This is a genomic window from Arthrobacter oryzae (genome assembly GCF_030812315.1).
GTDB lineage: Bacteria > Actinomycetota > Actinomycetes > Actinomycetales > Micrococcaceae > Arthrobacter > Arthrobacter oryzae_B.
Map to the genome: position 1 here is coordinate 40,164 of NZ_JAUSSM010000017.1, position 24,039 is coordinate 64,202.

A 24,039-nucleotide genomic window follows, 5' to 3' on the forward strand; every position below is an offset into this window, starting at 1 on the left:
CACCTTCTTATGAGCTAGGGCAGCCCCATCGCAGTCCGGACCTCATCAAGGATGTGGTGCATGGCCGTCTCTGCGGTACCGGCATCGCCCGCAGCAACCGCCGCCGCCACGGCTTCGTGCGCCTCCAGTGCTTCAGGACGCGGCTTGAAGGGCATCAATCCCTGTTGGGTCCGGCTGGACAGGACTTCGGCCACCATGCCGTCCAAGGCCTTGAACATTTCGTTCCCGCTGCTGTGCAGGAGCAGGCTGTGAAAGGCGATGTCCGCTTTGAGGAACGCTTCGAGCTCGCCGGCTTCGCCAAGCCGCCGCAGTTCGGCAGCCAACGCCGTGAGCTGGCGGCGCTCCGCCGCGCCCGCACGGCGGGCGGCACCCGCCGCGGCGATGGGTTCGACGGCGATCCGGAGCTCCGTGAGGCTGCTGTACTGCTCGGCCCGGCGGCTGGACGCGAGCCGCCACCGCACCAGCTTGGGATCGAACACGTTCCAGAGTTCGGGGTCCTGCACCACGATGCCCACCCGCCGGCGGGAGTACACCAGGTTCATCGACTCCAGGACCCGCATGGTGTCCCGGGCCAGGGTGCGGGAAATGTTGTAGCGCTGCTGCAGATCGTCCAGGGTCAGCCGCCGGCCCGGGGCCAGCTCACCGGAAACAATCGCCTCTCCAAGGGCATCCAGTACCCGCAGGTGCAAGGCCTGAGCCCCCGGCTCACCGTCAGTTGTCCCCGCGGGGTTCTCTGTCGCCGTCGACATTCTTGAAGCCTCCCTCTGCGCCTTCGCGCCTGGCTTCCAGTTTAGGCCACGAAATGACAAAGGTATGACCTATGTTACATAAAGATGCTACTAATACGATTTAATGGTGCTATCTTATTTTTCTAACCAGCGCCTTTTGCTGGCCTGAGCTTCATCCGAAGCCAACGACGTCTTCTACGGAGGTAGAACAATGAAGTTTCCTGCCATGCACTTGGTAGTCATGGGTGTAGCCGGAGCCGGCAAGTCCACCATCGCCGGGGCCCTCTCCAAGGATCTCGGGTGGGACATGGCCGAGGCGGATCAGTTCCATCCCGAGTCCAACATCGCCAAGATGAACGCCGGCACCCCGCTCCAGGACGAGGACCGTTGGCCCTGGCTGCAGTCCATCCGCGACTGGATGACCGCCCAGGCCGCCGAAGGCAAGAGCACCGTGTTGACCTGTTCCGCCCTCAAGCACAGCTACCGCCAATTGCTTTCCGAGGCAGAGGGCACGGTGGTGTTCATCCACCTCGATGGCGATCCCGCCCTGCTCGGCGAGCGCATGCGCGGACGCGAGGGCCACTTCATGCCGGTGACGCTCCTGCCCAGCCAGCTGGCCACGCTGGAACCACTGACGCCGGAGGAACTCGCCGCCGGAAGCGTGCGGCTGGACATCACCCGCACGCCTGAGGACCTGGTCCAGGCCATCGAGGCCCATCTTCACCTGCCCGCAGGCCACGCCCCCTGCACTCCCTGATCCCCCAAGCTCCACCGCTCCAACACATCTGTTTCAAAGGAGAACCATGACCATCGAAGGATGGACTCAAACCCTCGGCGCGGGCCCCCTGCTGCTGATTGCCGGCGCCGCCATTTTGGTGCTGCTGTTCCTCATCATCAAGCTGCGCATGCACGCACTGCTCGCCCTGATCCTCATCAGCCTGGCAACCGCCTTCGCCACCGGGATCCCGGCGGACAAGGTAGTTCCGGTGCTGGTCAGCGGATTCGGCAGCACGCTGGGCACGGTGGCGCTCCTGGTCGGCCTGGGCGCCATGCTCGGCCGCATCGTAGAAACCAGTGGCGGCGCCAAAGCCCTGGCGGACTATCTCATCAACCTGTTTGGAGAAAAGCGGGCACCCTTTGCCCTTGGCCTGGCCTCGCTGATCTTCGGCTTCCCCATTTTCTTCGACGCTGGCCTGGTGGTCATGCTGCCCGTGGTCTTCGCGGTGGCCCATCGTCTCGGCGGTGGCGTGCTGCGCTACGGCCTGCCCGCTGCAGGCGCGTTCTCGGTGATGCACATCTTCCTGCCCCCGCATCCCGGCCCGGTCTCCGCGGCAACGTTCTTCGAGGCCAATGTGGGCCTGGTGATGATCGCCGGCCTCATCACCGCGATCCCCACCTGGTACATCACCGCGTACCTGTTCGGCCTCTGGACCGGCAAAAAGCTGGTGCTTCCTGTCCCGGAACTGCTGGGCCACGCTGATCGCGCCGCCGAAGAGAACCCGCCGCGTTTCCGCACCATCGTGGGCGTGCTGCTCCTTCCGCTGGTTCTCATCTTCCTCAACACAGGCCTGAGCACGCTAGCTTCCGCCGGCGTCCTTCCCGCCTCGGCCAAGGACGAAGCCTGGTTCCAGATCCTGCGCACCCTCGGTGAAACGCCGGTGGCCCTGCTGATCGCCGTGCTCGTGGCCATGTTCGTCCTGGGCAGGCTTCGCGGCTCCCGCGGCGCCACGCTGGAGAAGCTGCTCGAATCCTCCCTCGGCCCCGTCTGCTCCGTCATCCTCATCACCGGTGCGGGCGGTATGTTCGGCGGCGTGCTCCGCACCTCCGGGATCGGCTCCGCCCTGGCCGACGTGCTGGGCGACGTCGGCATTCCCCTGCTGCTTGCCGGCTTCCTGATCTCGGCCATCCTGCGCATCGCCCAGGGTTCCGCAACGGTGGCGCTGACCACCACGGCCGGGCTGATCGCTCCCGCCGTGGCCCTCGCGGGCATGAACGGCATGCAGGTGGCCGCCCTGGTCATCGCAGTGGCCGCCGGTTCCGTAGTGGTCTCCCACGTCAACGACTCCGGCTTCTGGCTGGTGGGCCGTTTCTTCGGCATGGACGTCAAGACCACGCTGAAGACCTGGACCGTGATGGAAACGCTCATCGGCGTCATGGGCTTCGCTATCGCTGCGGCCATCTTCGGCGTGGCGGGCCTGGCCGGCTAACCTGGCGGTCCCTGGCTGAGCCACCCCAGTCAAACAGGACGAAACGACGGCGGGACATCCCGCCGTCGTTCTTGTTTTAAGCGGCTGCTTGGAGGCCAACGCCACTCCGGCCACGGTGAGCCTCCGGTCATCTTGCCGAAACGTGGACCGTCAACCGCCCCCATCACCCCCTCCCAGGGCAGTTGTTAACATGCCCGAAACAAGGAGGTCACGTGATCTTCACGCAGGCCCCGTTCCTGTAACTTTCCCGCAACTTAGCGCCCCATTGCCGGAAACACGCAACGTGAACTATTGACCGGGGGCGTGGCCCGGATTCACACGAGGTCCCGTACGGAAGACTGATGAGAAGGGACACGCAGGTGCAAATCACTGCGGAAAACGTCTGGCTGATGTTGTCGTCGGCAATGGTGCTGTTCATGACCCCGGGCCTCGGCCTTTTCTACGGCGGAATGACCCGCGCCAAGGCTGCGCTGAACATGATCATGATGAGCTTCATCTCGGCCGGCATCGTTGGCGTCGTGTGGGTCCTGTGGGGCTACTCCATGACCACGGGTGAGGGCTTCCTCGGTCTCTTCGGCAACCCCTTCGCCAACTTCGGCCTGCAGAACCTGATGGGCTCGCCGGACCTCATCAAAGCGGGATTCAGCGCCACCTTCGCCATCATCACAGTGGCCCTCATCAGCGGCGCCATCGCGGACCGCGCCAAGTTCAGCGCCTGGGCGCTCTTCGTCCCCATCTGGGTCACCGTGGTCTACTGCCCGCTGGCCTACATGATCTGGGGCGGTGGCCTCATGAGCGCTGGCGGCGCCCTCACCGCAGTCTTTGGCCAGGTGATCGACTTTGCCGGCGGCGCCGTCGTCGAGGTCAGCTCCGGAACCGCCGCTTTCGTCCTCGCACTGATCGTGGGAAAGCGCCAGGGATTCGCCAAGGACCCCAACCACCGGCCGCACAACGTTCCCTTCATCATGATCGGCGCAGCCATCCTCTGGTTCGGCTGGTTCGGCTTCAACGGCGGTGCTGCCACAACAGCAGAGCAGGCCGGCCTCATCTGGGTCAACACCTTGGTCACCCCGGCTGCGGCCATGCTGAGCTGGCTCATCACCGAGAAGATCCGCCACGGGCACCCCACCTCCCTGGGGGCAGCATCCGGTGTGGTCGCAGGTCTCGTGGCAATCACCCCGTCCTGCGCCAACATCAGCCCGCTCGCAGCCCTGTGCCTGGGCCTCGTGGCCGGTGCGGCCTGCGCGGTCTTCGTGGACCAGAAATACAGGTTCGGCTTCGACGACTCGCTGGACGTGGTGGGTGTCCACTTCGGCGCCGGCGTCATCGGCACGCTCTCACTTGGCTTCATCGCCCTGCCGGTGGACGGCGTGGGCGGCGGCCTCCTGTACGGCGGCGGCACACAGCAGCTCGTGGCCCAGACGGTCGCAGTCCTGGTCACCATCGCCCTGTCCGGCCTGGGCACGTTGGTCATCGGCCGCACCATCCACAGGACCATCGGCTTCCGCGTCAGCGAGGAAGCCGAAACCGCTGGCGTGGACCTGTCCGAGCACGCCGAGACAGCCTATGCCTTCGGCGAACTGGCCCGCAGCCGGTTCAATCCCTTCCACCACGCGCCCGCTCCGGCAACTGCTCCGGAAGGCCCGGCAGAGCAAGGCGCCGCGCGGCAGAGCGTTGAGACACTGCGCGAGAAGGAAGACAGCTTCGCCTAGCGCTTCAGCGCGGGCACCGGGTACGCAGCTCAGGGCCGACGTTGCGGCCCTGAGTTGAGGGGCCGGCGGCGGTTTGGGAAGGCCCCCCGGACGTGCCGGGAGTCGTGCCGTCGGCCCTACCTACATTCTAGGAAGCCGAGCACTGGGAGGACATAGGCCGTAATGCCCTAACCGACAGCTGAATAATTAGGTCACACGATTGGGTCTTTTTGATCGGGCATAACAGGCCTACCGTGGACACAGGGAGCAGCCCGCACGGGGCAGCCGAACCACGGAGGATCTTCCCATGACAACGCATGTTGCAGACTGCAGCGTTTCCAACTGTTCCTTCAACGACCATTCGAATTGCAACGCCGCCGCCATCACGGTGGGCGGGACCACAGACCATGCATCCTGCGCCACCTTCATCGATACCGGCACCCACGGCGGCCTGCCCAAGGTCCTGGCCGACGTCGGAGCCTGCCAGCGTTCCGAATGCATCCACAATGACCATCTGATGTGCAAGGCTCCCGAAGTCCACGTGGGACCCGGCGCCGACAACGCGGACTGCCTCACCTACTCGCACGCATAGCAGCCGCCAACAACTGAATGCGCAAGGACGGCGGCGGGACTTCCCGCCGTCGTCCTCTTCGTTTTCATGCTGCTTATCGGCGTGACTGCTTACCGGTCGGGCGGTGAGTCACTGCGGGGCGTCTCGGGCGCCGCCCGCTCGGACGTCTCAGCTTCGGGCGATTCCAGCCAGTCCACCACGCTGCTGCCGCCGTGCGCCCTGCTGAGTGTCTCTTGGAGGGCGTCGGCCTCCTGCGCCGCCAGGTCCAGCTCGGACACCGCGGTCATAACACCGCGCGCACTTTCGTTATGGGGGCGGGAGTAATGCGTGCCTGCCGCCGCCGCGCGGTGCCATTCGGCCAGTTCCCGGATTGTCTGGGCGATGGAGCCCTGCGTTTCCAATAGGCTGCGGAGGATTTCGTGGCTGTCCGAGGGCGCGTCCAGATTCCTCGAGGCACGGGCCAGGTAGCGGGCCGCCTCCTGCATCTGCTGCGCCGCGCGCCGTGGTCCGTTCGTGTCTGACACCGTGGTGCTCCTTCGCGTGGGCCGACATCATCCGATGGGACCTATTGTCCTCCACAGGGGAAGCACGGCGCGGGCCGAACAGTTCTTGGCAGACCGGTTCTTGACAGCCCTACAGCTTCGGGCGCTAGATGATCAGTAGTGGGGCGTCCACCATTCACGGCAGTACCACAGCAAAAGGAGCGGACATGAGCGAAAACCCACAGGCGTCGGAGCGTGTCCACAGTGAAGCTCCCGCCGAGGGCGACGAGAACGCTGATCCGAGGGATATCAGGGTGCACTCGCAGGACCCGGCCGAAGGCGCCGATATCACCGTCGCCGACATATCTGACGGGGCGGCCGCCGGCGCCTGAATGGTTGTGGATATTGTCGAATTCCTGACTGAGCGCATCAGGGAGGACGAGGCCGCGGCCCGCAAGATCCTAAGTGACCGTTCGGTCTCCGAGTCAGGCAGATGGTACGAACACCGCCTGCTGCTGGAGTGCGAAGCGAAGAAGAGGGTCATCCGCATTGTCGAATCGGCCCGGCAGACGGCGCTGGCCACCATGGTCAGCGACCCGTTCGAGGAGGAATCCCGCTGGATTCCGGAGGCCATCGAATGGACTACGCGTTCATTGAAGGCACTGGCCTTGCCCTATGCCGACCATCCGGACTTTGAGGAGGACTGGCTGTAGGCCGCTTGCGGCTAGCTGGCCGGCCGCAGTGACGTGATCATCCGCTTGATGTCGCGGTACTCGGCGGTCTCCATGTAGATCTTGGCTTTCTCCAGGTACGGCAGGGAGTCGTCCCCCGGGGTCTCATTGTTCTCCGGATTGTAGAACGCGCCGAACATGGCGGAGCTCGGGGGCCAGGTGAAGAAGTGGAGGATGGGGCACGCCGAGTCCCCGGATGGAGGCGGGCCTGACGCGATGCCGTAGGCCGCAGCCGGGGTATCTGCAGGCCCGGGAACCGTCGGGGTCCCACGCGTCTCAAACAAATACCGGGGCGTGGCCCCCTTCAGGGTCAGCGCCGTCAGGTCCTGCGAATCCAGCACGGAGTACGGGTACCGGTCCGTGCAGCTGGAACCTATTGCCATATTGGTCCGGAGTGTGGCCAGCGGTTTCCCGGCAGGGTTGGTGATCTCGGCGAAGGCGCCACCGCCCTCAGGCAACTCGCCCGCCGGGTCCTCCACGCTCCATGTGGCCGGAAGATCGAAGACCAGCTGGCCGTCCGCCGTGGTGTAGGTGGTCCAGGCCGCGGACGGAATGGAACCGCCGCTAGCCTCCGGCCCTTTCGTTTCGGCCGAGGTTTGCGTTGAGCCCGGCGGTGAGGTTGGCGTCACTGAGGCCGGCAGATCGCTAGCGGTTTCCGACGACGGCCCCGGCGGCCCGGCCTCCTGGCCGCAGCCAACCAGCAGACAGGCAGGAAGCAGACAGGCAAGAAGAAGGGCGGCAGGGGACATAGAACGGGAAAACACTGGCGTGCGCATGCCATCCTCCTAAGCCAAAACGCTGGTCTCTTCATTGTGGCGCTGCACCTGATTTTCGGGACCGCTGTTGGCGGGATTGGCGCCGAACTGTGGCCGGGCATAACGATTTATTACACGCCTGAAATATCCTCCGCGGGGGTGGTGTTGGCCCGGACATGACAACAATCGGAATCATCGGTGCAGGACACATTGGAAGCCAGATAGCCCGCAAGGCGGTGCAGCGCGGCTATGACGTGGTCATCAGCAACTCGCGGGGGCCGGAAACGCTAACGGGCCTGGTGGCGGAACTGGGACCCCGGACCCGGGCCGCTACTCCGGCGGAAGCGGCCGCAGCGGGCGATTTCGCCGTCGTGACCGTGCCGCTCCGGAGCATCGGAGACCTTCCCGTGCAGCCGCTGGAGGGCAAGATCGTGATTGACACGAACAACTACCACTGGGAGCGGGACGGTCGTTTCCCGGAGCTCGACAGCGGCCAGGCCACAACGTCCGGCTTGCTGCAGAAGCACCTTCCCACGTCCAAGGTGGCTAAGGGCTTCAACCACATCATGGCCAAGGAAATCGGCACTGACGGAGCGCCCGCCGGCACGGCAAACCGCCGCGCCCTTGCCACGGCCAGCGACTATCCCGAAGCGGCTGAACTGGTGACCAGGTTCTACGACGAGGTCGGCTTCGACACGGTCAACATCGGCCCGCTGTCCGAAAGCTGGCGTGTGGAACGCGACCGCCCGGCGTACGTCGTGCGCCAGAATGCGGCCGAGCTCACCGAGAACCTGGCCCGGGCTCCCCGCACCATCTGACGCCCGGGCCTGACGCTTGGGCGCGGTGCGGCCCACATGCAAGTTCACGTCGGGCCCTGCCGGTTCCGCCGCCACCAGGAGCGCTTCGTTTCAGGTTCCGGTGGCGGCGTGGCGGCCGCGGCGGCGGCCGCCCGGCGTTCACGCCAGCGGTCCACTTCTGCCTCTACGTCACGGGTCTTGGTAATGACGGGAGGTCCGCCTTGGAGCTGTCGTCGGGCATCGATAACGCGCCTGTTGAAGTCCTGCAGGATGTCACGGACCTGCTTCTCGGAATACTGGGCGTCGAGCCTGCCATCCAATTCGGCGTCCTCGGTGCGCAGGAGGATGGCTTTCGGCCCTATGCCCGTGATGTTTTCACGCTGGATCAGTCCCTTGACCCACCAGTCCGGATCGTAGCCCTCCCCCAGCCCGGGGATGGGTTTTCCGGCGTACTTCAGGTTGTCGAACTTCCCCTGCGCCATGGCGTCCCGGATCAGGTATTCGGCCCGCCTGGCGTCATCCACCTTCCGGCGCTTTTCCCGTTCCATTTCCTCGGCAGCAGTGAGCTCAGCTTCCTCCTGGGCCGTCATGCCGGTGGCACGCACAGCGCGCAGTTCGGCGGCACGTTCCACGCGGCGCCCGAACGCGCCACCAGCTCCCTCACTCGGCATGTTCCCACCGTCCCTGGGCCGAATTCTGAATAACTTGCCTTCCAGTATTCAGAGGCCCCGGACGATTTAATACGTCTCCCGCACGGCATTGGAGGCACTCAGCACCAGGTTCTTAACGAACCCGCCGGACCTAAAATTGTTCTATTGGGGCAGTCAGGAAAGGGTGTGAGACCGATGGCAGAGCATTACGCCTCCGGGGTCTGGCATGTAGGGCAAGGGAACGACGAACAATTCGTGCAAAAGTGGACGGAATTTCTTCAGTGGTCGCGGGAGAACTACCCGTCGATGGTGGTGGCCAAACTCCTGCATGACAAGGGTGTCCCCGGACGCTACATGTCGTATTCGGAGTGGGCTGACGAATCGTCCCGGGACGCCTGGAAGCAGGATCCAGAGTTCAGGACCCGCATCGGCGCGTGCGTTGCACTGTGCGAGGACATGCACGGGGCTGACTACGACGTCGCGGCGAGCGTCAGCGCGCAGCACCATGTCGTGAAATAGCAAGGCACAGCGGACGACGGCGGGACGTCCCGCCGTCGTCCGCTTTCGTCTGCCTAAACTGGGTCAACACGCATCCCTGCCTTGGGCAGCCTGCCGGCCGCGCAGCGGACAACGAAAAGGTGAGCAGTGGCCGCGTTAAACATGGAACGGACCGGAACCGGAAAGCCGCTGGTACTGGTCCACGGACTGGGGTCCAGCATCCGCAACTGGGATCCGGTGGTGCCTGCATTGAGCGCTGAGCGCGAGGTAATCGCGGTCGATCTCCCCGGTTTCGGGGCGAGCGCCCCGTTGGCCGGCGAGGTCACGATCGGAACACTGACCGACGCACTGCAGCACTTCCTTCGCGACACGGGCCTCGAGAATGCCGACGTGGTGGGCAGTTCCATGGGCGCCCGGATCGTGATTGAACTTGCCCGCCGCGGGCATGCCGGTACTGTGGTGGCGCTCGACCCCGGCGGGTTCTGGAATGACCGCCAATTGGCCGTCTTCAATGCGAGCATCACGGCGTCCATTGCGCTGGTCCGGCGCCTCCAGCCGGTATTGCCGTTCCTCACCAGGCACGCCGCGGGACGGACTGCGCTGCTGTCGCAGTTCTCCGTCAGGCCCTGGAAGCTGGATCCGGAGCAGGTGATGACCGAACTTCGCGGCTTTAAGACGTCACCGAGCGTGGACGATGCGCGCAAGTCGTTGGCGCACGGGCCAAAGCAGCCTGGCGCCCCGCGCGGCTCGCTCAAGGGCCGGCTGGCCATCGGTTGGGGCAGGCAGGACAAAGTCACCCCGGCCAGTCAGGCGGCGGTTGCCGCGGAACTGTACCCGGACGCCACTCTTCACTGGTTCGAGAGCTGCGGCCACTTCCCACATTGGGACCAGCCGGAAGCCACCGTGACGTTCATCCTCGAGCAGACTGCCTAAGACTTAGCGGGAGAGCTTGGCGGCGTCCGGTTTGAGGTCGCCGATGTGGCCCGGAGCGTTGGCGGCCAGCACCCGTTCCACAAACGCGCCGTATTCCTCCATGTAGTGGCGCAGGAAGTCCGCGGTGCCCTCGTCGGTGACGGTTCCGTCGTCGGCGAATACGGCAGGGTTGAATTTCACGTAGGCCTCGGGGGCATTGAGCTGGGGCGCGTCGAGGAAGCTGAGGACGGCCCGCATCGAGGACTGCATCACGGCTGTGCCGATGCTGCCCGGCGAGGCGCCGATGATGCCGGTGGGCTTGCGTGCGAAGGAGTTGGTGCCCCAGGGGCGTGAGCCCCAGTCGATGGCGTTCTTGAGCGCTCCGGGGATGGATCGGTTGTATTCCGGCGACACGAACAGGATGCCGTCCGAGCCCTCGATGGCTTCCTTCAGCGCCCGGCCGGCCGGCGGGAAATCGGCGTCGTAGTCATAGCTGTACAGCGGGAGGTCCTTGATGGGGATCTCGGTGAACTCGAGGTCCTCGGGAGCCAGATTGATCAAGGCGTTGGCGAGGGTGCGGTTGATGGAGCCGCGGGCCAGGCTTCCAACGAAGTAGCCGATCTTGAACGTTGCCATGAGGCAGATCCCTTCCTTTGGGCCGGCCGGGCCGGCGGGCCAAACGGTGGGCGGCGCCTGTCTCAGGCTCAGCCCACCAGACAGTCCAGCACAGAACGCGGATGTCGGCCAGAGGTGCGAAGCCGTATTGACGTTCCCCGCCCTTATGTCGCAGCTGTAAGCCGGTCCTCCCCGTCCGGCGGGATACTATTGCCCTTCACGAGAGCCTGAGGGGGCAGCGCCATCAAGAACACTTCACCACCGGCCAAGCCGGCTCACCGGCGTGGTCGCCGGGGTTCCGGAACCGGGTATCTGAAGCCCCTTCCCGTTCCGAAGGCAAAGCTCGTGTGGCGGCTGATCCTGCGGCTTCTCACTGCTTTTCCGGTGGGGCTGCTTTTCGGCGCTGCCGTGATCGCCGCTCTGAGGCTTGAGGACTCCGCGGCCCGGGCGGCCACGTTCTCCGGAGTCGCCCTTTCTTATGCCGTATTCATTTTCACCATCTGGCGAGCCGGCAAAAAGCGGCGAGGCGCCTTTGCCGCCGCCGGCGGCGATCCCCAGGCGGCCGGCGTGCTGCTGTTCGGGGTCATGACGCCACGCAAACGCTCCGGCGGCTCAGACGGCTCGGGCGCCGGCGGTTACTACGGCGACGGCGACAACTCAAGTGACGGCGGTGGGGACGGCGGCGGCGGTGGGGACGGCGGCGGTGGCGGCGGGGACTGACCCCGCGCGGCCGCCGGCAAATCCACCCTCGCGGCCGGCAGCGTTCGACGGCGGGAAGAACCCGCCGTCGTCCGTTTTGTGTTTGCCTGCTGAGGCGAACTAGCCGATCGGTTCGGCCATCTGCTCCACCACATACTGCGCGTCCACCGAGGCGCCGGTAACCGGGTCCGCCATTTCCACCTTCCAACTGCGGGCGAACTGGTTCACGCCGTGTGTCATAGCCACGGTGCCGGAAATGAGGACGGTTCCCGGCGCGTTCAGGCCACGTTCCGTGAGGACGTCCAGCCAGTAGTCCGGCGTCAGCAGGGCCGCCAGCGAGCTGTCCTGGATCAGCGTGTCCGGCGTTTCGCCCTCCCCCACCCAGCCTTTCAGCGTGATCTGGTCCAGATGGTCGCGCACGTCGTCGAGGCGCCAGGCCTTGCGGCCCAGAACATCAGGGCTCGCGTTCTTGCTCCAGGCCACCCCGTGGACCTCAAGCTCGCGGTCCGTGTGGTCGCAGGCGACCGTGAGCAGCACACCGTCTTCGGTGATCACCAGCGCCCACTCGGCTTCCCCGGAGGTCCGCCCATGCTGCACGCGGACTTCCGATACCTGCTGAGCAAGGTAGGGGGACACTGGGTATAGGGCCGGAGTGGTGGTGGGGCCCGGAACGCCGAGTTCGGCCAGTTCGGCGATGTGGGCCTGAACTTCGTCCTGCTCCCGCCCTGCGTAGCCTGCGTTCAGGAGGTGCTTTACCTGTACGTCCTTAGTGCTGCCGTCGGGAAGTTCGAAGGTCAGAGTCGTCATGGTGGTCCATCCTTTGCGTGTGCTGCTGGAGAAGTTTTTACAAACCAGAAAACGGAAACGGTCGCCAATGTACATCCAGTATGCGTAATGTATACATTTAACGCCAGCGTGACAGGCGTCACTATATAAATCTCGTGGAGGACAACACCATGGCAAACGTCCCAGCCCCGGCGTCCGGCGCAACGCCGGGTCCGCATAAGCCGATTCACCCCAAAGGCCTGTACAAGGCCTTCGCAGCCAGCCTCACTGGCACCGCGCTCGAGTGGTACGACTTCGCCGTCTACTCGGCGGCGGCCGCCGTCGTATTTCCCGTCGTCTTCTTCCCGACGTCCGATCCCCTGACGGGCACCATCCTGGCCTTCTCCACCTATGCGGTGGGCTACGTGTCCCGGCCGGTCGGCGGCATCATCTTCGGCCGGCTCGGCGACCGGATCGGCCGCAAGAAGGTCCTTGTAGCAACCCTGATGATCATCGGTGTGGCCACCGTGCTGATCGGTGTGCTGCCGGGTTACGCGACCATCGGCATCGCCGCCCCCATCATCCTGGTCCTGCTGCGCTTCGCCCAGGGCGTGGGCGTGGGCGGCGAATGGGGCGGGGCCGTCCTGCTCTCCAGCGAATACGGCGATCCCCACCGGCGCGGCTTCTGGGCGTCCGCGGCCCAGGTGGGCCCGCCCGCGGGCAACCTGATGGCAAACGGCGCCCTGGCGGTCCTCACGCTGGCCCTGACCGAGGAACAGTTCCTCTCCTTCGGCTGGCGCATCGCCTTCCTCGTCTCCGCCCTTCTGGTTGCATTCGGCCTCTGGATCAGGCTGAGGCTGGAAGACACCCCCGTCTTCAAGGCCATCCAGGCCCACGGCGAGCAGCCCCACGCCCCCATCTACGAGGTCTTCCGCAGGGAACTCCGCCCGCTGATCGCCGCAATCCTGTGCCGCGTGGGCCCGGATGTGCTGTATGCGCTGTTCACGGTCTTTACCCTCACGTACGGCATCCAGGTCCTTGGCTACGAACGCAACCAGGTGCTCACCGCCGTCCTGGTGGGCTCCGCATTCCAGCTCTTCATGATCCCGCTGGCCGGCGCCGTATCCGACCGCTTCAACCGCCGCCTGGTTTACGGGGTCGGCGCTGTGGTGGGAGCGGTGTGGACGTTCATCTTCTTCGGCATCCTGGGCGGAAACAACGAGCCGATGCTCGTCATTGGCATCGTCCTGGGCCTCATGGCCCACTCCTTCATGTACGGCCCCCAGGCCGCCTTCATCGTGGAACAGTTCTCCCCCCGGCTCCGCTCCACCGGCAGCTCGCTGGCCTACACGTTCGCCGGCGTGATCGGCGGCGCCATCGCCCCGCTGATGTTCACGCTTCTCCTGTCCCAGTTCGGCACCTGGATCCCGGTGGCCATCTACGTTGCCGTAGCCGCGGCCGTCACCTTAGTGGGACTGGCCCTCGGCCGGGACAACGACACCGTGGAGGACGCGGACTACCGCCTGCTGCTGGAAGGAGCCGGCGTGGCAGCCCAGCCGTCCGGCTCCATCGATTCCAAGTGACAGGCGCTTAGGTGCGGAGCAGGATGTCCCGGGTTACAGCCAGGTGATGGTCAATGGCTTCCTGCGCCTTAACGGCGTCGCCGGACATCAGGGCATCGAGGATGTCCTGGTGTTCGGCGCACACCTGCCCACGCCGGCCGCCTGTGCGAAACAGGGCGGAGACGCCCACCAGAATCTGCCGGACGTGGAGCTTGCTGTAGGTGCGGGAGATGAGCTCGTTGCCGGCAGCGTCAATCAGCTGCTGGTGGAAGAGGGTGTCCAGCCGGATGAACTCCTGAGCAGCCTCCGCATTCATCTGCTCGGGAAGCTGTGCCTGCTGGTCCAGGGTGTCCTGCATGGTCTGCGCCGGCACCCGGCTGTGTTCAATCACCAGGCGGGCTGCATGGCTTTCCAGCACACCCCGCAGCTCCATCAGCTCCGACATTTCACGGCCTGTCACGGGTGGAACATAGGCTCCGCGCTGCGGGATCAGTTCCACCAGGCCGTCGGAGACAAGCAGCAGGAGCGCCTCCCGGACCGGGGTGCGCGAGACGCCGATCTCGGCGGCCAGCTCCTGCTCGTTGAGGAACTTCCCCTGCACCTCCGGGTCTATCAGGATGTTTTCCCGCAGGTACGCGTACGCCTTCTCGCGGCCGGACGCCGCCGTCCCCGAACTTTTTCGCATACATTATGTATACAACAGTCTGGAGCAATTTCATGCGTTTAGCAGTGGCCCAAATCATCACCGGAGCCGATCCAGCCGCAAACCTGGAGCTGATTCGAGAATACGCCACGCGGGCCAAAGCCGCCGGAGCCGAGCTGGTGGTGTTCCCGGAGGCGGCGATGCGCGCCTTCGGCAATAGCCTGGCGGATGTCGCCGAGCCGCTGGACGGGCCGTGGGCATCCGCTGTCCGCGGCATCGCCCAAGAGCTGGACATCGCCGTCGTCGCGGGCATGTTCACCCCCGGCGACGGCGGCCGCGTGCGGAACACCCTGCTGGTCACCGGCCCTGGCATCGACACCTCCTACGACAAGATCCACCTCTTTGATGCGTTCGGTTTCGCCGAGTCCGATTCCGTGGACGCCGGCACCTCGCCGGTGACCTTTGAACTCAACGGCACGGTGATCGGCCTCGCGACCTGCTACGACGTGCGCTTCCCCGCGCTTTTCACGGCCAACGCCCGTGCCGGCGCCCAGGTCAACATCGTCTGTGCATCCTGGGGCGCCGGCGAAGGAAAGGCAGAGCAATGGGACCTGCTGGTCCGCGCCCGCGCCGTGGACAGCACCACATTCGTGGTGGCCTGCGGGCAAGGCGATCCCGCCAGCATCGGCCTGCCGTCCGCCGGCGCCGCGCCCACCGGGATCGGCCACAGCGCCGTGGTGTCCCCGCTGGGCTCCCCGCTGGTCACGTTGGGTGCCGAGCCCGAGCTGGCCGTGGTCGACATCGATCCGGCGGCCATCACCGACGTCCGCGGAAAATTGCCGGTGCTCGCGAACGCGCGGACTTTCTAGTCCGGACTTTCTAGTCCGGACTTTCTGGCGCACCACGCAGGTACAGGAGCGGACGACGGCGGGACCTCCCGCCGTCGTCCGCTTTCCTGGGTCGGGATTGGACAGCGATTGGACGGTGATTGGACCGGGGTGCAGCCACCGTCTAGCGTGAGTCCTATGTCGCTTCCCGAGTCCTCAGCGAAGTCCAACAGCAACACTTTGCTGGTCCTCGCAAAAATCTCATCCATCCTGGACGCCTTCTCGCTGTCCCGGCCGGTGCTCTCGCTGTCCGACATCCGCGAAGCCACCGGAATGCCCAACTCCACGGTCCAGCGCCTGGTCACCAACCTGACGTCCCAGGGCTTCCTGGACCGGGAGGAAGACGCCTACCGCATCGGGATGCGGATGGCATTTTGGGCAGCACCGGCCACCCGCGGAATGGAAGTCCTGGATGTGCTCAGCCCCGCGCTCAAGGCACTTCGGGACACCACAGGCGAGACCACGTGCTTCTTCAAGGCAGAGCAGCACTACCGCGTGTGCGTGGCAATCGCAGAGACCCGGCACGCGCTTCGCCGCGAAATGCATCTGGGCAAGCTCCTCCCGCTCCACGCCGGTTCCGCCGGCCGGGTGCTCCTGGCCTGGGATGAGGACCTCATGGACGCCGTTCTTCGCGATCCTTTGGAATCGATCACCGAATCCACGATTACCAGTTCCGAGGATCTGGTAACCGCAGTGAAAACGACCCGGAGAGACGGGTTTGCCATCACCGTTGGCGAGCGGGAAGACGGCGCCTCGGGTCTTTCTGCACCCGTTTTCGACTCGGCGGCCGGTTTGGTCGGGGCGCTGACCATCAGCGGACCTACCCTGCGAATGCCGCTGGAAACCTGCGAGGCCTGGGTGGAACCGCTTCTGGCAACAGCCGAGCATATGACCCGCTTGATCGGCGGCCGGTTCCCTGGCGAGGTGTAGCACCGCCAGGAAACCGCCACGCTACCCGGACCGTTCATAACGGAACCGGCAAACGCCCTACAGGGACATGGTCGGGGGGTTGACTGCGTGTGGCGGCACACGCCCTTCGGCAATGGCCACTGCATTCAGCGCGCTCAGCCGGGCCATTTCGCTCCGGACGGGCACCGTGGCGCTGCCCAGGTGCGGCAACAGAACCGTATTGGGCAGCCCGGCCAGGCCGGGCGCCAGCCTGGGTTCGTCCTCGAAGACGTCCAGCCCGGCGCCGGCGATGACGCCGCCCCGCAGCGCATCCACGAGTGCTGCCTCGTGCACTATCGGCCCGCGGGCGGTGTTGATCAGGATGGCGTCAGGCTTCATGCGGCGCAGCACGTCCGCGTCCACCAGGTGCCGGGTCTGGTCGTTCAGCGGAACGTGCACGGACAGGAAGTCGCTCCGCTCCACGAGTTCCGCCCATGGCACCTGACGGACTTTGCCCGCGAACTCGCCGAGTTCCTCGTCGCTGACGTGACGGTCGCCCGGCGGCCGCGGTGAGAAGATCACCTCCATGCCGAAGCCCAGGGCACGCCTTGCCGTAGCGCGGGCGATCCTGCCGAACCCGGCAAGGCCCAGCACGGCACCGGACACGTCGCGGCCCAGGAGGAGCTCGGGTTCCCAGCCGTGGAATTTGCCGGCGCGCACAAACCGGTCTGCTTCCACCACACGCCGGGCGGTGCCGAGGATCAGCAGCATGGCGATGTCCGCCGTGGCGTCCGTCAGGACTCCGGGGGTGTTGCCCACGATGATTCCGTGGCGGGTGGCGGCGTCCACGTCGATGTTGTTGTACCCGACGGCATAGTTGGACACGCCCCGCAGGCGGGCACCGGCCAGGAGCGGCGCGTCGATCAGGTCCCGCAGCTGTGTGAGGACGACGTCGAAATCGCCTGAAGCGCACAGGGCGGCCAGCGTCCCGTAGTCGGGAGGCTCGGGCAGCACGGTGACCTGTCCGGCGTCGCCCAGCAGTTGAAGCCCGGGATCAGGGATAGCAGTGGTCACCAGGAAATGGTTCCCCATGTTCAGTTGCCTCCCGTACCGGAGGGCTCAGCCGCGCTGTCCGGCCGGATGACCCAGTCGAAGGCCGCCGCCTTGGAACGGGCGCCCTGGGCCGCCTTCGAACGGTTGGGTTCGCCCAGTTCCGCGAGCAGCTTCTCCGACAGGACTACGAGGTCCGCGAACCTTTCTGTTGTCAGCCAGCCGGGACGCGTGGCGAAAAGTATATCTTCGCTCGACGTGTTGCCGCTCGCCCCCGGGGCAAAGGGGCAGCCGCCCAGTCCGCCCAAAGCTCCGTCCACCATGGCGGCGCCGGCCTGGATGGCGGCGAGGGTGTTGGCCACGCCGAGGCCCCAGGTGTCGTGGCCGTGATAGACGATCCTCCGTGCGGGGGACTCTTCCCGGACCCGGGCAATCAAGCCGGAGACCTGGGCGGGGATGGCCTGGCCCAGGGTGTCGCACAGGACGATGTCCGTGGTGCCCTCGGCGCGCGGGTCATTGGCGATGGACAGCACGCGTTCCTCGGGCACGTAACCTTCGAAGGGGCACGTGAACGATGTCGCGATGCAAAGCTGGATCTGGCCGTTGACGGCACGGGCGTACTCCACCGCCTGCGGCAGTGCGGCCAGGCTTTCGTCTGTGGTGCGGCCGATATTCGCCTTGTTGTGCGAGTCCGATGCCGAGAGGCAGTATTGGAAGTTCCGTGCCCCGGCGGCGGCCGCCTTGGCCACGTGGCCGGGGGTGGCCACCCAGATCCAGCACTTGTCCAGTTCCTCAGGAGTGAGGGCCTGGACCACTTCCAGCGTGTTGGCCATGGTGGGGACGAGGTCCGCCCGGGCCATGGAGCCCAACTCGATGGCCGGCACGCCCAGGCGCAGCAGCTCCCGGACCGTCTCGAGTTTCTGGTCCGTGGAAAGGAGCTTGCCGGTGAGCTGGAGTCCGTCACGCAGGGTGACGTCCCGCAGAATGGCATTGCCCAATGCGGCGGCAGGAGCGAAGTCGCTGCGGCTTGAAGGTTGTGTCATGGCTGAAGTGCCTCCTCGCGGCCCGATGCCGCACTGATTTCTGCGTTGTCCATCCCTAGAAGCCCGACGAGGATTTCTGTTGTGTTCTCGCCCAGGTCCGGGCCGAGGTTCCGGATGGGGAGCGACTGCTCACCAATCACCGGAACAATGCCGGGGAAACCCACGCCGGCCAGGGTTTCCTCCCCGGTGGAGACATCGAATTTTTGGATCATGTTGCGGGCGGCGTACTGGCTGTCGCTGCTGATGTCCGCCGCCGTGTAGATGGGTCCGGCGGGGACGCCGGCGGCGTCGAGGGCCTCGAGCGCCTGTGCAGAGTCCAGCTCTCCCGTCCAAGCACCGATTGCCTGGTCAAGCTCTTCGCGGCGGGCCCAGCGGCCGGCGTTGCTTTGCAGGGCCGGGTCGGCGGCCAGGTCCGGGCGCCCGATGGTCTCCATGTACCTCTGGAAAATGGAATCCCCGTTGCCTGCCACCACGATGCTCGCACCGTCCTTGCAGAAGTAGGCGTTTGACGGGGCGATTCCATCCATCCGGCCTCCCACGCGCTGCCGGTCGACGCCATAGGCCTGGTAGTCGGGAATGAGGGATTCCATCATGGAGAACATGGCCTCGTTCAGCGCGACGTCGATGATCCGCTCGGTGAGCGGCACCGCACCACCGGCGTCCCGCCGTCGTGCGTCCCTCTGGTAGAGGCTCATCATGGAACCGAACGCGGCATACAGCCCGGCAATTGAGTCACCGATCGATACCCCGACACGGACGGGTGGGCGGTCGGGGTCACCCACGAGGTTGCGGAACCCGCCGTACGCTTCGGCCACGGCGGCGAAGCCGGGGCGCGCGGACAGCGGGCCGGTCTGCCCGAAGGCGGAGATCCGGGTGATGATCAGTTCCGGGTTGGCTTCGTTGAGCACGTCGGGGCCAAGCCCCCATTTTTCCAATGTCCCCGGCCGGAAGTTTTCCAGCAGGATGTCCGATTTCGCGGCAAGCTTGAGTACTGCCTGCTTCCCGGCTTCGGTGCGAAGATCCAGGACCACAGACTTCTTGTTCCGGTTAATGGTGCGGTACAGCATGGACGTATCGCCCTTGTGCAGGCGCCAGTTGCGCAGCTCATCGCCGGTTCCCGGCCGCTCCACCTTGATGACCTCTGCGCCGAAGTCGGCAAGCATCCTCCCTGCCGTGGGCGCGGCGATGTAGTTTCCAAGTTCGAGGACGCGGACGCCCTCAAGCGGCGCGATGCGTGTCTGTGTCATCGGGTTTCCTTTTTTCGTAGCGTACTTCTTGTGGGGCGGCGTTCGGTCAGAACAGCAGGCTCATGGGCAGGATCAGCAGGATTGCGACGACGGAGGCCACCGAGACCCCGACGGTCACCGATTTCAGCGCTCCTCGTACACTCTGGCCCAGCAGGGACTGCAGGAGCCAGAAAGTGTTGCTGGTGACATGGACCATGAACAGGGACCCGGCTCCGGCTGCCAGGGCGAGGAGGACGGGGTCCAGGCCGATGGCCGGGGCGATCGGTGCCAGCAGTCCGGCTGCCGTGATGGCGGACAGGGTGACGGAGCCGACGGCGATGTGCAGCACAGCGGCAATGGCCCAGACAACGAGCAGCGGGGCTACGGTGCTTGCCGAGAAGAAGCCGCCCAGAATGTCGCCGAGGCCTGCTGCCGCGACGGTTGCCGCGAGGGATCCGCCGACGCCTGTAAGAATCAGGATCTGTCCGCTTTCCTTGAAGCCCACCGTGATGGCCTGTTCCACCCGTTTCTGGCCGACTGCTGAACGGGCCACGAGGCAGGTGCCGATCAGTCCGATGAGGAGCGCGATGACCGGCTCACCCAGGAGCTGCATCCATTCGGCCTCAATCTTGAGGATCTGCAGGATGGCACCGGCGCCGATGAGCAGCAGGGAGGTAAGGAGCGGGGCGAAGAGCAGAAGCAGGGGAAATTGCTTGGTCTCACGTTCGGCTACGGCCACGGTTCCGTTACCTGCCGCCAGGCCGGTCCCGTTGGCGGCCGCCTTGCCACCCGCCGGCCGGGGGCCCGCAGAGGAAGCCGGCGTTGCGCCGCCGTCGTACGCTTCCTCCTCACCCTCCCGGTCTTCCTCCTCGACGAAGGTGTGGTCTTCGTCCTTGGCTTCGTTCCAGAAGCCGCGCCGGAAGAGGAACGTCATGATCGCAATGGAGATGATGATGGTCGGAACGACCAGGAGCAGGCCGAACAGCAGCATCTTTCCGAGGGGCACGTTCAGCAGCCCTGCCAGGGCAAGCGAGGCAACTCCGGGAACCGTGAAGACAATGCCGCATTCAAGGGCAATGGCCATCGCCGTCGCCATCCGTGCGGTGCCGAGTCTGCCGATTCTCGGCGCCAGCTTGCGGGCCAAGGGGGCTGAGATGACAAGCAGCACGTCCAGGAAGATGGATTGGAGCAGCGTCCCGATGGCGAGTCCCATGGTGTAGGGCAGGCGCTTCGGGCCGAACGTGTTCAGCAAGTGCTCCACGAGGCGCCGGATGGCGCCGGTCTGATTCAGGATGGAGCCCATCAGGACGCCGAAGGCGATGAGCAGGCCCACGTCCACCATGATCTCGCCAAATCCGGAGGTGATTGTCTTGACGGTCTTTTCCACGCCGAAGCCGGCGGCCAGGCCGAGATAGATGGAACCGATAACGAGGGCGATTACAGGGTTGACCTTGAAGCGAACTATCAGCACCACCGCGGCGAGGACCGCCACGGCCGTGTTGATCAAGACAGCGATGTCTGACATAAGGGGGATCCGATCGTTGGGCCTTCGACTTTGAAGGCTTGGAACAGGGTCGAGAGAGTGATGAGCAACACAGCGCTTTCTCCCATATTATGGGATTAAACCCACAATGCAAGACCTGATCGTGTATTGGTAGCGACATTGCGCCTACCGACAGGCATCCGCCGCACGTGAAAAACTGTGGCATGCTTCCGATTTCCGAGATCTGGCGAATCAGCGACACGGTGAATTCCGAGTGGCAGAGTCCATTGGCCGACGCTGTAGCCGAAGCCTGGGGTCTACCTCAGGGCTCGGCTCTTTGGCTGCGCTCGAGCTCGACGCACGTCTTCATCGTTCCCACATCACACCTGGCGGCAGGCCCGCTCTTCCTGCGGTTCGCCCCGGAACGCTCCGCGCAGGGCAGGAGGCTCGTCCCGTCCGCCCGGCTGATGGCCGAGTGGGCTGAGCGCGGGCTGAGTGTTGTGAAGCCGATACTTAGCCTTGAGGGGCAGCTGACCGAGACCGTGCCCACCGCGCACGGGCCCATGGTCGGGATGGTGGTCCCGGCCGCCGTGGGAGACGAGGTCGCCGTCGAGGAGCTGACAGCGGAGCGGGCTGCTGCATGGGGCGAGTCACTGGGCCGCCTGCATCAGGAGGGATACACGGGGCTGCCCATCCCGCAGGCACGGCAGGTAGCGGCCGGGCAGGCGGAAGCAGCTGCGCCTGGAGCAGCCCGCAGCGAGGACCCCTTAATGCATGCCATCGGAGAAGTGACGGCCGCGATCGGAAAACAGGACCCGGCCAGGCACTCCCGGGGCATGTGCCATGGGGACTTCGAGCTCGATAACCTTCGCTTCGGACCTGACGGACCGGTCTTTTTCGATACGGACGAAGCTCACGAGGGCTGGCTGGCCGGCGACGTCGCACTGGCCGTTCGCGACCTGACGGGCGTCACCCCCGACTCAGAGGCGCGACCTGCCCTGCTGGATGCCTTCCTCTCCGGTTACCGCCGAATCCGCGTGTTCACCGAAGAAGAAGAGCAGGCCCTTCCACTGCATTCCTTGGCAGCCTCCGCGCGGCTGGCCCTTGGCCTGGAGGGCGTACTGGACGCCGGAGGCCGCGGGGACGAGCCGGGGTGGGTCCAGGACCTGCATTTTTCGATCAAGGAGCAGCAAAGGTGGCATCGCGAGCGGCTCCTGCGGGCGCAAATCGGTCCGGCCGGTCCGGCGTGAACGCCGCCCTGGGCCGCTGCGGAGCGGGACATTACGGAAAACCTTTGACAGGCCGTGTGACAGGTGCCATAGTCTTTGTATGGACCTGTTGGACAGCTGGACAGCTGCACAAGATCGAGTGGTACGCGTTGGCGCGGCTGAAGCGGTCTTCGCGTCCCTCCGCAGCGCTATCGAAGGCGGCAAGATCCCGGTCGGCACCCGCCTCGACTCGGAGGCATCCCTGGCCAAGCAGTACGGCGTCAGCCGCACGATGGTCCGGGAGGCGCTGCGTTCCTGCACCGCGTTGGGACTGACCGCCACCTACACGGGCAAGGGCACCTTCGTCATCGCTGACAAGGTGGCCCAGGACCTCAAGCTCGGCAAGTATTCGGCCAGCGCCCTCGTGGAGGCCCGCCCCCACGTGGAGGTGCCTGCCGCAGGCCTCGCTGCCCAACGCCGCAGCAGCGAAGACCTGGAAGCTCTGCGGGAAATCCTCCGGGAGATGTCCGAGGAGGACGATATCCAGCAGTGGGTACTTTTGAACACCGAGTTCCACGTGACCATCGCCCGGTGCAGCGGCAACGGCGTGTTCGAATCATTCCTGTCGGATATCTGCGACGCCATGGCCAACCAGTCGAACACGCTCAACCTTGTGGCTGACCGGCGCAAGGAGTCGGGCGAGGAGCACGCACGCATTTTCGCTGCCATCGAGAGCGGATCCGCCGAGGATGCCTCCCAGGCCATGAGAATGCATCTGCACGGGGTTGAATGCGCCCTGGGCACCATCATCCCCGGAACCGGGAACACCAGGGCTGGCCATACGCGCTAACTCCTCAGCCCGGACTCGACTTTTGCCCTGACCTGCCCCAACCGCAGTAAGCCCGCGGGCTCCCTGCCGTGGAACCGCCATGCCCTCCCGCCGTTCTGGCGGCCCCGCATCCAGGCCTGCCCCGGATGCTTACGCCCAAAACCTATTGTCCAAACGTTCCGTCCACGCCCGTCAACGAAGCCCTGTGAGGACCCCATGACCACCATTGCCGATACCGCCCCGGACACCCGCTCCGAACACGACCTCCTCGGGGACCGGGACGTGCCCGCCGCCGCGTACTGGGGTGTGCACACCCTCCGGGCCGTGGAGAACTTCCCCATCACCGGCCAGCCGCTGTCCTCGAACATGTACCTGGTCCGGGGACTGGCCGCGGTGAAACTCGCCGCCGCCCGCACCAACCGCGAACTCGGCCTCCTGGACCCCGAACGCGCCGACGCCATCGAAGCGGCCTGCACCGACATCCTCGCCGGGCACCTCGCCGAGCAGTTCGTCGTGGACGTCATCCAGGGCGGCGCCGGGACCTCCTCGAACATGAACGCGAACGAGGTCATCGCTAACCGCGCCCTGGAAATCCTCGGCCACCCCAAAGGCGACTACGCCCGCCTGCACCCCAACGACCACGTCAACCTCTCCCAGTCCACCAACGACGTCTACCCCACCGCCGTCAAACTCGGCACGATCTTCGCCGCCCGTGAACTCCTCGCCGCCCTGGCCGAACTCGAAGACGCGTTCGCGGCCAAAGCCGCCGAGTTCCGCACCGTCGTCAAAATGGGCCGCACCCAGCTCCAGGACGCCGTCCCCATGACCCTGGGCCAGGAATTCGGCACCTACGCCGTCACCATCGGCGAGGACCGGCTCCGGCTCGCCGAAGCGGACCTGCTGATCCACGAAATCAACCTCGGCGCCACCGCCATCGGCACCGGCCTGAACGCACCCCCCGGCTACGCCGAAACCGCCTGCCGGCACCTGGCCGAGATCACCGGCCTGCCCCTGGTCACCGCCGTGGACCTCATCGAAGCCACCCAGGACGTCGGCGCGTTCGTGCACCTCTCCGGCGTCCTCAAACGCGTCGCCGTGAAACTCTCCAAAATCTGCAAC

The 24,039-nt window shown here is 65.5% G+C and carries 27 protein-coding genes; 16 read left to right on the forward strand and 11 right to left on the reverse strand.

Annotation, left to right across the window (positions count from 1 at the left end):
• Nucleotides 1-14: 14 nt before the first annotated feature.
• Nucleotides 15-749, reverse strand: a complete 735-nt coding sequence (locus J2S97_RS21895) for a FadR/GntR family transcriptional regulator (protein ID WP_307052044.1) — start codon at nucleotides 747-749, stop codon at nucleotides 15-17.
• 190 nt (nucleotides 750-939) lie between these two features.
• Between J2S97_RS21895 and J2S97_RS21900 the strand changes: the two genes are divergently transcribed.
• The 4 genes from J2S97_RS21900 (at nucleotide 940) to J2S97_RS21915 (ending at nucleotide 5,218) form a co-directional block, all read left to right on the forward strand.
• A complete protein-coding gene (locus J2S97_RS21900) occupies nucleotides 940-1,485 on the forward strand; it encodes a gluconokinase (RefSeq protein ID WP_307052045.1) in 546 nt (181 codons plus the stop codon).
• A 46-nt stretch (nucleotides 1,486-1,531) separates the two neighbouring features.
• Nucleotides 1,532-2,935 carry a GntP family permease gene (locus J2S97_RS21905; RefSeq protein ID WP_307052046.1) on the forward strand — a complete coding sequence of 468 codons (1,404 nt, stop codon included), beginning with the start codon at nucleotides 1,532-1,534 and terminating at the stop codon, nucleotides 2,933-2,935.
• Nucleotides 2,936-3,276: 341 nt separating this feature from the next.
• Complete coding sequence (locus tag J2S97_RS21910) at nucleotides 3,277-4,647, forward strand: ammonium transporter (protein WP_307052047.1); 1,371 nt, start codon at nucleotides 3,277-3,279, stop codon at nucleotides 4,645-4,647.
• Nucleotides 4,648-4,933: 286 nt separating this feature from the next.
• Nucleotides 4,934-5,218, forward strand: a complete 285-nt coding sequence (locus J2S97_RS21915; protein WP_307052048.1) for a DUF1540 domain-containing protein — start codon at nucleotides 4,934-4,936, stop codon at nucleotides 5,216-5,218.
• Between the two features lie 89 nt (nucleotides 5,219-5,307).
• Here J2S97_RS21915 and J2S97_RS21920 read toward each other — a convergent pair whose 3' ends face one another.
• Nucleotides 5,308-5,721: a hypothetical protein gene (locus J2S97_RS21920; RefSeq protein WP_307052049.1), complete on the reverse strand. Its 414-nt coding sequence runs from the start codon at nucleotides 5,719-5,721 to the stop codon at nucleotides 5,308-5,310.
• 185 nt (nucleotides 5,722-5,906) lie between these two features.
• Here J2S97_RS21920 and J2S97_RS21925 point away from each other — a divergent pair, with 185 nt between their 5' ends.
• Together J2S97_RS21925 and J2S97_RS21930 are read left to right on the forward strand one after the other, a co-directional pair.
• Nucleotides 5,907-6,071, forward strand: a complete 165-nt coding sequence (locus tag J2S97_RS21925; protein ID WP_307052050.1) for a hypothetical protein — start codon at nucleotides 5,907-5,909, stop codon at nucleotides 6,069-6,071.
• Nucleotides 6,072-6,392 (forward strand): DUF6221 family protein, encoded by a 321-nt coding sequence (locus J2S97_RS21930; protein WP_307052051.1) that lies wholly within the window; start codon nucleotides 6,072-6,074, stop codon nucleotides 6,390-6,392.
• A gap of 11 nt (nucleotides 6,393-6,403) precedes the next feature.
• On the opposite strand, the gene J2S97_RS21935 is transcribed toward J2S97_RS21930, so the two are convergent.
• Nucleotides 6,404-7,039: a hypothetical protein gene (locus J2S97_RS21935; protein WP_307052052.1), complete on the reverse strand. Its 636-nt coding sequence runs from the start codon at nucleotides 7,037-7,039 to the stop codon at nucleotides 6,404-6,406.
• A gap of 302 nt (nucleotides 7,040-7,341) precedes the next feature.
• Here J2S97_RS21935 and J2S97_RS21940 point away from each other — a divergent pair, with 302 nt between their 5' ends.
• Nucleotides 7,342-7,983, forward strand: coding sequence for an NADPH-dependent F420 reductase (locus J2S97_RS21940; protein WP_307052053.1), 642 nt, complete (start codon nucleotides 7,342-7,344; stop codon nucleotides 7,981-7,983).
• 44 nt (nucleotides 7,984-8,027) lie between these two features.
• Here J2S97_RS21940 and J2S97_RS21945 read toward each other — a convergent pair whose 3' ends face one another.
• Complete coding sequence (locus J2S97_RS21945; protein WP_307052054.1) at nucleotides 8,028-8,633, reverse strand: DnaJ family domain-containing protein; 606 nt, start codon at nucleotides 8,631-8,633, stop codon at nucleotides 8,028-8,030.
• 174 nt (nucleotides 8,634-8,807) lie between these two features.
• On the opposite strand from J2S97_RS21945, the gene J2S97_RS21950 reads away from it, so the two are divergent.
• Complete coding sequence (locus J2S97_RS21950) at nucleotides 8,808-9,131, forward strand: antibiotic biosynthesis monooxygenase family protein (protein ID WP_307052055.1); 324 nt, start codon at nucleotides 8,808-8,810, stop codon at nucleotides 9,129-9,131.
• Nucleotides 9,132-9,257: 126 nt separating this feature from the next.
• The gene (locus J2S97_RS21955) at nucleotides 9,258-10,043 is read left to right on the forward strand and encodes an alpha/beta fold hydrolase (protein WP_307052056.1); all 786 of its coding nucleotides are present in this window, start codon (nucleotides 9,258-9,260) and stop codon (nucleotides 10,041-10,043) included.
• 3 nt (nucleotides 10,044-10,046) lie between these two features.
• On the opposite strand, the gene J2S97_RS21960 is transcribed toward J2S97_RS21955, so the two are convergent.
• A complete protein-coding gene (locus J2S97_RS21960) occupies nucleotides 10,047-10,658 on the reverse strand; it encodes an NADPH-dependent FMN reductase (protein WP_307052057.1) in 612 nt (203 codons plus the stop codon).
• A gap of 324 nt (nucleotides 10,659-10,982) precedes the next feature.
• Here J2S97_RS21960 and J2S97_RS21965 point away from each other — a divergent pair, with 324 nt between their 5' ends.
• Nucleotides 10,983-11,357, forward strand: coding sequence for a hypothetical protein (locus J2S97_RS21965; RefSeq protein ID WP_307052058.1), 375 nt, complete (start codon nucleotides 10,983-10,985; stop codon nucleotides 11,355-11,357).
• 99 nt (nucleotides 11,358-11,456) lie between these two features.
• Here the strand turns inward: J2S97_RS21965 and J2S97_RS21970 are convergent, their stop codons facing one another.
• Nucleotides 11,457-12,143: a DUF2848 domain-containing protein gene (locus tag J2S97_RS21970; protein WP_307052059.1), complete on the reverse strand. Its 687-nt coding sequence runs from the start codon at nucleotides 12,141-12,143 to the stop codon at nucleotides 11,457-11,459.
• A 149-nt stretch (nucleotides 12,144-12,292) separates the two neighbouring features.
• On the opposite strand from J2S97_RS21970, the gene J2S97_RS21975 reads away from it, so the two are divergent.
• Nucleotides 12,293-13,684 carry an MFS transporter gene (locus J2S97_RS21975; protein ID WP_307052060.1) on the forward strand — a complete coding sequence of 464 codons (1,392 nt, stop codon included), beginning with the start codon at nucleotides 12,293-12,295 and terminating at the stop codon, nucleotides 13,682-13,684.
• 7 nt (nucleotides 13,685-13,691) lie between these two features.
• On the opposite strand, the gene J2S97_RS21980 is transcribed toward J2S97_RS21975, so the two are convergent.
• On the reverse strand, nucleotides 13,692-14,348 hold the full coding sequence (locus tag J2S97_RS21980; RefSeq protein ID WP_307052061.1) for a GntR family transcriptional regulator: 657 nt from the start codon (nucleotides 14,346-14,348) through the stop codon (nucleotides 13,692-13,694).
• Nucleotides 14,349-14,380: 32 nt separating this feature from the next.
• Here J2S97_RS21980 and J2S97_RS21985 point away from each other — a divergent pair, with 32 nt between their 5' ends.
• Nucleotides 14,381-15,175, forward strand: a complete 795-nt coding sequence (locus J2S97_RS21985; RefSeq protein ID WP_307052062.1) for a carbon-nitrogen hydrolase family protein — start codon at nucleotides 14,381-14,383, stop codon at nucleotides 15,173-15,175.
• Nucleotides 15,176-15,331: 156 nt separating this feature from the next.
• Nucleotides 15,332-16,123 (forward strand): IclR family transcriptional regulator, encoded by a 792-nt coding sequence (locus J2S97_RS21990; RefSeq protein ID WP_307052063.1) that lies wholly within the window; start codon nucleotides 15,332-15,334, stop codon nucleotides 16,121-16,123.
• A gap of 57 nt (nucleotides 16,124-16,180) precedes the next feature.
• Here the strand turns inward: J2S97_RS21990 and J2S97_RS21995 are convergent, their stop codons facing one another.
• The 4 genes from J2S97_RS21995 to J2S97_RS22010 are packed head-to-tail and all read right to left on the reverse strand — an operon-like array spanning nucleotide 16,181 to nucleotide 20,925.
• Entirely contained in the window at nucleotides 16,181-17,173 is a 993-nt protein-coding gene (locus J2S97_RS21995) for a 2-hydroxyacid dehydrogenase (RefSeq protein ID WP_307052064.1), read from the reverse strand.
• 2 nt (nucleotides 17,174-17,175) lie between these two features.
• The gene (locus tag J2S97_RS22000; RefSeq protein ID WP_307052065.1) at nucleotides 17,176-18,174 is read right to left on the reverse strand and encodes a hydroxymethylglutaryl-CoA lyase; all 999 of its coding nucleotides are present in this window, start codon (nucleotides 18,172-18,174) and stop codon (nucleotides 17,176-17,178) included.
• A complete protein-coding gene (locus J2S97_RS22005) occupies nucleotides 18,171-19,421 on the reverse strand; it encodes a CaiB/BaiF CoA transferase family protein (RefSeq protein WP_307052066.1) in 1,251 nt (416 codons plus the stop codon). The genes J2S97_RS22000 and J2S97_RS22005 overlap by 4 nt, the downstream gene beginning before the upstream one ends.
• Nucleotides 19,422-19,467: 46 nt before the next feature.
• Complete coding sequence (locus J2S97_RS22010) at nucleotides 19,468-20,925, reverse strand: GntP family permease (protein WP_307052067.1); 1,458 nt, start codon at nucleotides 20,923-20,925, stop codon at nucleotides 19,468-19,470.
• 182 nt (nucleotides 20,926-21,107) lie between these two features.
• Here J2S97_RS22010 and J2S97_RS22015 point away from each other — a divergent pair, with 182 nt between their 5' ends.
• The 3 genes from J2S97_RS22015 to J2S97_RS22025 all read left to right on the forward strand — a co-directional run.
• Nucleotides 21,108-22,133 carry a phosphotransferase enzyme family protein gene (locus J2S97_RS22015; RefSeq protein ID WP_307052068.1) on the forward strand — a complete coding sequence of 342 codons (1,026 nt, stop codon included), beginning with the start codon at nucleotides 21,108-21,110 and terminating at the stop codon, nucleotides 22,131-22,133.
• 79 nt (nucleotides 22,134-22,212) lie between these two features.
• A complete protein-coding gene (locus tag J2S97_RS22020; protein ID WP_307052069.1) occupies nucleotides 22,213-22,941 on the forward strand; it encodes a FadR/GntR family transcriptional regulator in 729 nt (242 codons plus the stop codon).
• Nucleotides 22,942-23,136: 195 nt separating this feature from the next.
• The coding region (locus J2S97_RS22025) for a lyase family protein (RefSeq protein ID WP_307052070.1) at nucleotides 23,137-24,039 on the forward strand (903 nt) is incomplete at its 3' end.